The following is a 9,189-nucleotide window of genomic DNA, read 5'->3' on the forward strand; positions in this document are numbered from 1 at the left end:
AGCGGAGTTATTCCCCTTTCAGGTGTTGTATTCCTCGCACTGTCGGTCATTGATTGGTTGTTTTTTTTATTTTTTTGCTGCATTTTAGGCATTCTGACGCTCAAGGCGTTCCGATACGCAAATTACAGACAAAAAATAGCACCTTTGGTCGGTTGTGCTAACCGCTTGTTTGGCTTTTTGGAAGCCTGATCGCAAAATTAACTTTTTTTTCCCTTTGCGTCAAGCCCCAAAAGCGAAAATCATTTAAACATATCAAACTGCCGTTTGGCGACTTCCTCCTTTTGCACTTTCTTCACGATTTGGTAGACCCATTGCATTGATACGCCGTATTTGCGTGCCAGTTCGCGTTGGTTGCTGCCGTTAAAATCGCGCCAAATCGCCAAATCGCGCTCGCTTAATGCAATCAATAACGCTTTGGGGATATAGATCACTTCGCCGCCCCAGTTTTCAGCAATACATTGGGCAAGCTCCACGCCGATTTGTTTGGCTTGGCTATCCTCAAACTGGTATTTTTGCACCAACAGTTCACGCGTATGTTCCGCAAGGTCGAGCAAGATTTCGGGGGCCTTGTCTTCAAAGGTGCTGTTATTTTGCTTTGCGTCCATTCAGCGCCTCCTGTTGATGTTTCCACGCCAGCCATTCTGGGTAGGCTTTGAGGTGTTTGATTTCTTGCCCAAATTGGTGCAGTTGCTCCACCACTAATATGCGGTTCATTCTGTCGGTTTGCTGCTGTTGTGCTTGTGCCTGCTGTGCCGCTTGAGCGGTGTTTTCCGTCGTCGCTTGAGTAGTAACGCTGATAAATTTCGGCGCATTGGTGTCATAGACCTGTTTTAGGTAGTTATGGTTGGTCAACGCCGCGCGATTTTGGTTGTGACGGCGTTTATCCTGCACCGCTCGCACCGTTTCACTTAAGGCGTGAGCCAATAAAAGTGATGACGGAAACAACTCAAACACTTCTTTGATCAGTTTTACTGCACGGCTGTTTGACAGCTGGCTTTTTTCCGGACGGAATAAGCCGATATAAGCGACCAATGGGCGAGCGACTTCTGCCTGACATTGGACGATTAGACCTAATAATTCACGTCCGGCATCGTCTTCTAATAGTTGATCCAAATGGATGTCGCTATGGCAAATCGGGCAACGGCAAAGTTTCATTATTTCACCTCTTTTTTGTCTTTTTGTGTGCGTTGTTGCCATTTTTTCAGGCGTTCTAAGACGATTGTACCGAGTTTATAGTCAAGGCTTTGCACATTTAGCACAAGTGGTTTATCTTGTTGCTGCAAAATAGGATTAACAACATTACGCACAAAACTGTTTAATGCGTCTTCTGAACCCTCTCTAATCACGCCCTGTTTGTGCATCTCAATCCAAACCGCACGGATTTTTAACGCAATATTGTGTTTGACTTTTGCTTTTTGGCTTGCCGGTGAGCGCTGACGCTTGGCGGTGCGTTTAAAACCGGCTTTTTCAAAGTGATCATAAACACGCATTAATTCGTTGATTGTCATTGCTTTACAGCTGTTTTTACCGGTTTCGTTTTGCAAAATCATTCGGTAGGTGTCCTCATCAATGCCGAGCTTGTGTTTGGCAATGTGGATCAATTTAATTAATTGAGGTTTTGTGTAACGCATATTTTTCTCCTAAAACACATTATGAACGCCTCTTAATCTTTATTTAAAAGGCGTTTAAATGGGTTTTAATGATTTGTCAGTAATTTTAATTTCTGTTCTACTTTTGCCGCGTCCTTCATCCCTAATCTCACCATTCTGGCAGCATCTTTGGGATTGTCCTCATTAAGCAGCCAAATAGAGTACTCCACCTGTGTCATTACGCCGGCGAGTTGCTCGACTAAATCTTGTTTTGTCACTTGTTGCATTTATAACTCCTCAATCTCAATAACAGACTCAACGGCAATAATCTCTTTAGGTTGTGCGTCTAAATAGCTTGGAGCAAAGTCATCAGTTAGTTGCTCAACCTCATTAATATTGTTGGCTTCAACCAGTATTTCGTTGACACATACCGCTCGAATGATAAATTTTTTCATTCTTTCCCCTTATTTTCCCTGAATAGCCAAAAATTCACTTTCTTTGATTTCAGTTAAGCTATCTGGCACAGCAGGAAAATCATCACCCGAACATCCCTGACCTTTTACTGGAATACAGACTAAAAGCACTTTTTTACAAACACCCGCAGATGATAAATAACCACTACGCCCATCAAGCACCATTCTGTTTATCCCTAGCTGCTTTGTGATAAACTTTCCAAAAGGCGGGTATTCCAGTAAGATTTGATAAACATTGCAAAGTGCTTTATCTAGCTCTTTTCCAATCTTATATCGCTTATCTGGTCTAACAATGTATCTATCTTGGCTATCGCACAAAGTTAGTTTATAACCTTTGGTTTGCTTTAATTGCTCAAGGTGTGGATTGTCGCTATCGCAAACAATCCCACTGATAAATTCTTCGCCCCCATACCAACCATCATAAAAAGGCATTGTGTCAAAAATCGCTTTTAATTTTTTATTACGTTCTTTAAATCGTTTTAACCAATCTTCATTCAGCGTTTTTAGTGGCTCTGCGTTTAAGTTACCTTTAAAATATCTATATTCCATTTTTACCCCCTTACTTGCCATCTCGCCTTTGGCAACTGATTTTGTACCATTTCCATATACACGCTTGCAGCAATATAATTCCCGCTATTAATCGCTTGCATTGCTTGTTGCAGTTGTCCGATCATCATATTAAGCGTTAATAACAACGCCTCTTGCTTTTGTATTTTCATTCTTCACCTCTAAATGGTCGCACCGCCATTCGATTGCAAAATTCGCTTCGTTCGGTGGCATATTCGCAATTAATCTCTTTTTTCGCTTTGCCGGAGGCGAGTTGCCAATACAGTGCGGCATCGCGGTATTGTTGCTTTTGCTCCAGTTCCGCTGCTTGTTCGGCGTAGTCATAATAGGCTTGGTTTTTCATTTTTTGCTCCTGTTTTGATAGTTAAAACACTTTATAAACACACCTTAAATCGGCTTTAAAGTGTGTTGAAAAGGGTTTTAATCTACACTTCCAGTTCACTGCTATCAGGTGTAACTTTTTTGCCATTAATCACAAGATCTAGCCCTCGATGCTGTTTCAATTTATACGCGGCTCTTGCCGCAATTGTTGCCCCTTTCACTAAATCTGATACGTTTTTGTTTTCCCAGTCTTTTAGATTTCGGACTTCAAAGAACGCAATCACAACAAGGAAAGCATTCGCAGATGAAAGCAATGCCATACCCAGCTGAGTATGGATAAATAGAATTGGGACGCTCGCGATGACAAAAATAATCATCAGTATCGAGAAAAAGAATTGCACTTTTCTCTCAATCTTATCTAACATTGCCTATACCCCCGCCACATCTAAACTAATTGGTTGATATTGGTCGCTGTCGCCAATGCGTTCATAAACTCGCACATAGGCTTTGGAGTTGACCACTTGCACACTCTCACTAATCGCTTGCATTGCATTGAGCCAGCGCGGATCTTTAATATCAACACGGCGTAATCCTAAAATTCGGCTAGTATTAAGATTACCCTCCTTATCAACGTCAAATGCACGTTCAATCAAAGCTTTAAGTTCAGGACGTGAGCCTTCCGACCACTCATTTAAGCATTCATCAATCAGGGCTTTCGCTGCCTGAATACGCTCGTCAAATTGCAAATGGTCATTAATGGCACGCTGGATTTTGTATTTGCCGTCATAGCTATAGAGCGTAACATTGCCTTTGTTACCGCCTAATTTTGCACCGTATTTTTCAGCGGAAAGTTCCACAAAAGCCTGAATATCGCCAAAAATACCGCCTTTAAAACGACTGATTTCAGTGTTTAGGGCTTTGGCTTTTTCTACCCATTCTTGCACCAGTGCATCACGCTCTTTGTCAATCGCTTTTACCAGCTCTTCAGGCGTGAGGTTGCCTTTTGCGTCTTGCCAGTAGGTTTTGCCGTCAATGGTTACTTTACTCATCATCTTCTCCTGTTAGTTCAAGGGTGTGGTTATTAAAATCGGTGTCGGGATAGTGTTCCTTTAGCCATTTGTAAATCTCTTGCTCGTGTTCCGGACTGAGCGGCGTTTGAAACTCGCCGTGTTCCTTTTTCCATTCTTCGTTGGCTTGTTGTTGCCAACAAAGTTGATCACATTCCGGTTCTTTTGGTTCTTGTTGGCAGGCGGTAAGTAACACCGCCAACCCGATCATCATTAATCTTTTCATTGCACACCACCTGTCATTTGTTGTTTCGCTTGTAAAATAAGGTCTAATGTCATTGCTGTGCCTTGCCCTTTGGCTGTCATTCCGGCAAGGCGTAAATACTGGGTTAATGCACGCAATCCGCCGGCTTTGCCGCCAATATCAAATAACACGGTCATCAAATCTTTATCGTTTATATCTAATCCCCAAGCACTGGCTATCGCTTTAATGTCGCCTTTGGTACTGGCTTTTAATCCACAATGATTGCCAATTCTTGACCAGAGGCGTGCATATTCGTGCGCTTGGTTAACACCGCCTTGGATACGGGTGTAAACCTTGTCATTACCGATTAATGCAAACCCAACTTCTGCTTCTTCTTGGATAATGCGGATTTCTTCGAGGGCGTCATAAGGCAGGTGATCGCTTTCATCAATAATCACTAATCCTTGGGTGCCACTGAGTTTTTTGGTAATCATTCTACTTAGACGGTCTTTACGGCGCGGCGCATCATTAATACCGAGTTCTAATGCCAGCTCGTATAAAATAGTGCTAAGCGTGGCACGGGCAGGGCTGGCAGTAATCATCCATACATTCTTGTTTGACTTTTTGTATTCTTGGCAAGCTTTGGTTTTTCCAACACCGCTTGCACCGTAAACTGTTACCATGGTTGGCAGGATTTTTGCCATATCTAATGCTGCGAAGACTTTTTTCGCGGTTGGAATTTCAATAAAGTGAGGCGCTTCAACAAATACGGTGGTTTTCTTAGCTTGAGTATCTAGCCAGTTTTGTAGAGCTTGTGTAATATTACTCACGTTACCCGCATAACTTCCTTTCAGATAAGTGCTTAACGATGCTGTTGATATACCTGCCTGCTGTGCTAATTCACGTTGCGTAATTTGCCCGTTTTCAATTAGCAGTTTAATCTGTTCAATAATTGCGTTCATCATTCACTCCTTAGATATTACTTTTTAACCCTTTAGCGAGAGCCATTTCTCGCAACGTGCGGTTTCTTGCTTCTTCAAACTCGTCCACTTCATCATCCACAATCGCCTCAATTTTGCGTACGGCATTGCCATGATGTTGTAGCATTTCAACAATCTTCGGCTCGACCAATTCTTCCTCTTCAAATTCCGGTTGATAGCGTGCGGCTTCTTGTGCATCCATTGTTTGCTGCGCTTTGGCTGCGGCTTTGTTGTGTTTAACAAACTGCTTGCGTGCTTTATCGTGTTCACGGCCTGCTGCTTTATCGCCAAACGCTACTTTTTCGGTACATATTGCTTCAGCTAAATAAGCACCTGTTAAGCTGTAAACGTGGACAGTGCCGTGGAGGTCGCGCGGATCAAATTTGACGATCACTTTCTTATGGTTAGAGGCAATCAAATCAGCAGCAAGATAGCGATTTTTGCGGTTATGCACTTTGCCGCCACAGTTGAGCTCAAAGGTGCCGTCTTTTTTGAGGGTGACCGCTTCACTCATCAACATAAGTAAGCGAAGCTGTTCGCTACTGGCGATGCGGATATGCGCATTGGCATAATCACGTTCAAACACTTGGCTAAAACTGTACACCCCTTGACAAATCTCCGTTTCTCGCCCCTCGCGTTCATTAAAAGCGCGGATACCATCTTCTAGCGCAAGGATAAAATCTTCATAACTAACACCGTCTTTGCCACCGTTGTAGTTGTCGGGCTTGTTATAGATATTGTCACCAGCGTGGTAGCCTGCTAATGTCGGGTGTTTATCCACGAGTTCACCCAATCCACCGTGTGAAAAGGCACGTTCGATTGGTTTCGCTTGTCCATGACCTTTGCCGAATTGGATAGATGTCCAGTAAAGCTCAATACCTAACAATGGAATAATCCCAACCACATCATCTTCTTTTACTTTGAAGCGATAGCGATTTTTCACGCCACCTGTCATCCACTTATTAGCTGCTGCACGAGTGTTGTCGATAGTGAGCTTGCGAGGAATACCGTATTTGTAGATCACGTCCATTAGACTTAGGCGTATGGTGTCGCTGTTTTCGCTTAAGTCGGTGCGATACGCTAAAATTTTGCGAGTGCGAATGTCTTGCCAAATCCAGGTTTTCGGGCGAACAATGTCGCCGTTATGCCATTTGACAAACACGTTGTGTTGATAACCATCACCGTTGATCCATTCCATCGCTTCAATTTCTGCCACACTGCGTTGCATTGCAGGGTAGAGGCGACTTAAGGCGTGTTCGCCCTCGCGTAAGTAGATCTGTTGTGCTAATGGCACTTCACGTTCTAGCTTGCGCTTTACCGTTTGGCTTGATGGAATAGTCCAACCTTGCTCTTGTGCAGCACGTTGTAGGCGGTAATAACAGACGTTAAAAGATGGCTTTTCATTACGCAGATAATCGGCTTTAAATGCTTCCCACGCTGCTTCTGTAAATTCCGCTTCGCCTTGACGGCGTTTGGCGTATTTTTTATCGAGCAATAAAGGCAACCAGTCAGACGGTTCAAACGCTTGCACATCATAAAACCAACGCTTAATGGTGCCTGCCGACTCGTTATACTCATTCGCGACCAACGCTATCGCTTTTTGGCTGGTTAGCCCCGTTTCTTTTAAGGCGGCAATCGCTTTCACAATCGTTAAACGATATTGCGCCACGCTTTTTTGTCTTTCGTTCGCTGTTTGCCACGGCTTCCAAACTACGTCAGGTAGGTAGTTGAGGTTTTTCGGCGTTGCTACCGCCACCGGCTTGCTGGCTTGTGCTTGTTTTAAAATGATCTCCGCTTGCACTTCTTGGGGGAGGGAGGATAGGGCGTACTCGTAACTAACACCGCGTTTCCCAGTTACTTGACGTTTTTCCCAATTTTCCAATTTCGCCCTTTTATTAACACCCTGAGGTGTATTTGGTAACGGCTTAAATTCCGTTAGCTTTTGCGCTGAAAACCATTGTTCCATAATTTCATTCCTATGCAGGATAACGTGACGGCCAGATCTCTTCTGGTTTCAATCCAATAAAATCACCAATAATTTTTTCGCCTTTTGGATACTTTCTTTCTAAAGCGTTTCCCAATGTGCGCGGGTGTAATCCAGCCTCCACCGATAGCTGCGCGAGGGTTTTACCCCGTTTTCTAATCGCGGCAATAATGTCAGCCCTATGCATATCATGTTTATTCTTTTTCATAATGTGTTATCCTTACTCGGTCGGTTAATTTTTAAGTGTTACTCTTTGGAAACTTTTAGAAACTATACACTTAAATTTTTAGAAACTCAAGAGTTTCTGAAAAGATTTCTTCTAATTTTTGAGTACCCTTTAAATATCAATAACTTAACGTGTATTTCTTTTTAGAATTTTGAGTTTCTAAAAATAGATTTTATGAGAAACAAAAAAGAATGGTTTTCTGCGAATGAATTGGCTGGAGTCACAGGATTACCCTCAAGCCCACAAGGTGTAAACAAGCGAGCCAGAACGCAGGATTGGAAAAAAAGGAACAAAGCTGGGGTTCAGGGTGGAGCTGTTGAATATCACTATTCTAGCCTGCCCGAGGAAACACAAAGAGTTTTGGGATTTTCGCCACATCTCAAAATTGTATCGGACAATACGCCGGCAAATCTAATAAACGCCGGTATTGATGTGAAAACGCTAACAGACTCCATAGAAACGCTTGAAGAAGCCTTAAAAATTACGAATAGAACAATGCTGCCCCGTAAGAAAGCTGAATTAATTATCGCTATTTATGATTTATTAATCGCGAAAAAACAGGGCAAGGAAGTCGTTTTAAATCTTATTAAATCCATAGCTTGAGGTGCTCCAATGTCAGACGATAAGATCATTCAGTTGTTTACTAGAAATTCTATGCCGAAGAAACGCCCGCAAAGGCAAAATCTGGTATCCAAAAAAAGTAATTCTATCAAAGGGGACAATAACATCATCTTTATGGACAACCAGTCAGTAAACCTAAATTTAAATGTGAGTCCACCTAGAACAACAGTAAAAATCCAAAAGAATCATAGTCATATTGACGATTCTACAACTTATAAAATCAAAGAAATTGTTGATCACTTAGTTGAGAAAGAAGTGGCTGGTGGAATGTCTACACAGCAAGCCTATGCTAAATGGTATGGCGCATTAAAACGACGTTATCGGGTAACCAGTTACACGCTTATTCCTGCTTATTTAAAAGATGAAGCGATTTCTTGGTTACAACAACAATCGGCTATCAAAAGAAGTAAAATATCAAGGAATAACAATAATTTATATCGAAATGAATTATTTACTGCCATTTACGCTAGGTCTAATAACTTAGGTTTAAGTAAAGGCGAGTTATATAATATAGTCTTTAATAAATTTAATAAGCGAGTTTCATCTTTAACTCAACTTAGCGATGATTCACTAAGACGCCTATATCAATTTATTATGTCACTATAAATTTAAACTTAATTTAAACTTAATTTAAACGCCAAAACACCGTCGCATATTTAGTGGTGATTTTGGCGTTTTTTTCGGATCTGTCGCAAATCATTATTTCTTACCAAAAAATAAGGGCTTATCAGCAAAGCCCCATTTCTCTAGGTTTCTCACCCACTTATTCCCGTTTTTTTCAACCAATTCCCTAATTTCTTTTTGTCTCATATTTGGTGGATCTGTACAGCTTCAGAATATTGAACTGTTTGAAGTTAATATGAGAAAGGCGATTATCAATAATACGATTATTAAAAATAAAGGGGCTGAAGTAGATTAGCACTTATGCTAAGCTACAAAAATGAAGATAACCAATTGTAAACTAAAGAAATCTATACAAAGAAAACTGCTTGAATTTTTTGTATTAGAAGTAACAGCACGATCAGCAGCAGATTTGCTTGGCATTNAAGCCAATACTGCCATCTTGTTTTATCGAAAAATTCGTCTCGTTATCAGCCATCATTTAGCACTACAAGCACATGAACTTTTCGATGGCGAAGTAGAGTTAGATGAAAGCTATTTTGGTGGTGTGCGAAAA

At 41.7% G+C, this 9,189-nt stretch carries 16 protein-coding genes and 1 pseudogene; 3 read left to right on the forward strand and 14 right to left on the reverse strand.

The features are described from left to right. Window positions 1–239: 239 nt before the first annotated feature. The 14 genes from A3EO_RS0104365 to A3EO_RS0104430 all read right to left on the reverse strand — a co-directional run bounded on the left by A3EO_RS0104365 (window position 240) and on the right by A3EO_RS0104430 (window position 7,373). Entirely contained in the window at window positions 240–605 is a 366-nt protein-coding gene (locus A3EO_RS0104365) for a Mor transcription activator family protein (RefSeq protein WP_018346175.1), read from the reverse strand. After that, window positions 586–1,155 (reverse strand): hypothetical protein, encoded by a 570-nt coding sequence (locus A3EO_RS0104370; RefSeq protein WP_018346176.1) that lies wholly within the window; start codon window positions 1,153–1,155, stop codon window positions 586–588. The genes A3EO_RS0104365 and A3EO_RS0104370 overlap by 20 nt, the downstream gene beginning before the upstream one ends. Beyond that, window positions 1,155–1,631, reverse strand: coding sequence for a gp16 family protein (locus A3EO_RS0104375; RefSeq protein WP_018346177.1), 477 nt, complete (start codon window positions 1,629–1,631; stop codon window positions 1,155–1,157). Before A3EO_RS0104375 ends, A3EO_RS0104370 begins: the two co-directional genes overlap by 1 nt. Window positions 1,632–1,696: 65 nt before the next feature. Then, window positions 1,697–1,876 carry a hypothetical protein gene (locus A3EO_RS0104380; RefSeq protein WP_018346178.1) on the reverse strand — a complete coding sequence of 60 codons (180 nt, stop codon included), beginning with the start codon at window positions 1,874–1,876 and terminating at the stop codon, window positions 1,697–1,699. After that, on the reverse strand, window positions 1,877–2,044 hold the full coding sequence (locus A3EO_RS13495; RefSeq protein ID WP_018346179.1) for a hypothetical protein: 168 nt from the start codon (window positions 2,042–2,044) through the stop codon (window positions 1,877–1,879). A 9-nt stretch (window positions 2,045–2,053) separates the two neighbouring features. Beyond that, window positions 2,054–2,611: a DUF5420 family protein gene (locus A3EO_RS0104390; RefSeq protein WP_018346180.1), complete on the reverse strand. Its 558-nt coding sequence runs from the start codon at window positions 2,609–2,611 to the stop codon at window positions 2,054–2,056. 2 nt (window positions 2,612–2,613) lie between these two features. Beyond that, window positions 2,614–2,781, reverse strand: a complete 168-nt coding sequence (locus A3EO_RS13500) for a hypothetical protein (protein ID WP_018346181.1) — start codon at window positions 2,779–2,781, stop codon at window positions 2,614–2,616. Continuing rightward, window positions 2,778–2,972 (reverse strand): ANR family transcriptional regulator, encoded by a 195-nt coding sequence (locus A3EO_RS0104400; protein ID WP_018346182.1) that lies wholly within the window; start codon window positions 2,970–2,972, stop codon window positions 2,778–2,780. The genes A3EO_RS13500 and A3EO_RS0104400 overlap by 4 nt, the downstream gene beginning before the upstream one ends. A gap of 82 nt (window positions 2,973–3,054) precedes the next feature. Continuing rightward, window positions 3,055–3,375 (reverse strand): hypothetical protein, encoded by a 321-nt coding sequence (locus tag A3EO_RS0104405; RefSeq protein ID WP_018346183.1) that lies wholly within the window; start codon window positions 3,373–3,375, stop codon window positions 3,055–3,057. 3 nt (window positions 3,376–3,378) lie between these two features. Continuing rightward, the gene (locus tag A3EO_RS0104410; RefSeq protein ID WP_018346184.1) at window positions 3,379–3,999 is read right to left on the reverse strand and encodes a DUF3164 family protein; all 621 of its coding nucleotides are present in this window, start codon (window positions 3,997–3,999) and stop codon (window positions 3,379–3,381) included. After that, on the reverse strand, window positions 3,992–4,243 hold the full coding sequence (locus tag A3EO_RS0104415) for a hypothetical protein (RefSeq protein ID WP_018346185.1): 252 nt from the start codon (window positions 4,241–4,243) through the stop codon (window positions 3,992–3,994). Before A3EO_RS0104415 ends, A3EO_RS0104410 begins: the two co-directional genes overlap by 8 nt. Beyond that, window positions 4,240–5,163 (reverse strand): AAA family ATPase, encoded by a 924-nt coding sequence (locus tag A3EO_RS0104420; RefSeq protein WP_018346186.1) that lies wholly within the window; start codon window positions 5,161–5,163, stop codon window positions 4,240–4,242. Before A3EO_RS0104420 ends, A3EO_RS0104415 begins: the two co-directional genes overlap by 4 nt. Window positions 5,164–5,173: 10 nt before the next feature. Continuing rightward, window positions 5,174–7,147, reverse strand: a complete 1,974-nt coding sequence (locus A3EO_RS0104425) for a transposase domain-containing protein (protein WP_018346187.1) — start codon at window positions 7,145–7,147, stop codon at window positions 5,174–5,176. A 10-nt stretch (window positions 7,148–7,157) separates the two neighbouring features. Next, entirely contained in the window at window positions 7,158–7,373 is a 216-nt protein-coding gene (locus tag A3EO_RS0104430; RefSeq protein ID WP_018346188.1) for a helix-turn-helix domain-containing protein, read from the reverse strand. A gap of 192 nt (window positions 7,374–7,565) precedes the next feature. Between A3EO_RS0104430 and A3EO_RS13695 the strand changes: the two genes are divergently transcribed. The 3 genes and pseudogenes from A3EO_RS13695 to A3EO_RS0104450 all read left to right on the forward strand — a co-directional run. Then, window positions 7,566–7,994 (forward strand): DNA-binding protein, encoded by a 429-nt coding sequence (locus tag A3EO_RS13695; RefSeq protein WP_018346189.1) that lies wholly within the window; start codon window positions 7,566–7,568, stop codon window positions 7,992–7,994. 9 nt (window positions 7,995–8,003) lie between these two features. Then, a complete protein-coding gene (locus tag A3EO_RS0104440) occupies window positions 8,004–8,618 on the forward strand; it encodes a hypothetical protein (protein WP_018346190.1) in 615 nt (204 codons plus the stop codon). A 334-nt stretch (window positions 8,619–8,952) separates the two neighbouring features. Then, window positions 8,953–9,189: pseudogene (locus A3EO_RS0104450) on the forward strand (IS1595 family transposase); the annotation flags it as partial.

This window comes from Gallibacterium anatis DSM 16844 = F 149 (assembly GCF_000379785.1).
In the GTDB taxonomy this organism is placed as follows: domain Bacteria; phylum Pseudomonadota; class Gammaproteobacteria; order Enterobacterales; family Pasteurellaceae; genus Gallibacterium; species Gallibacterium anatis.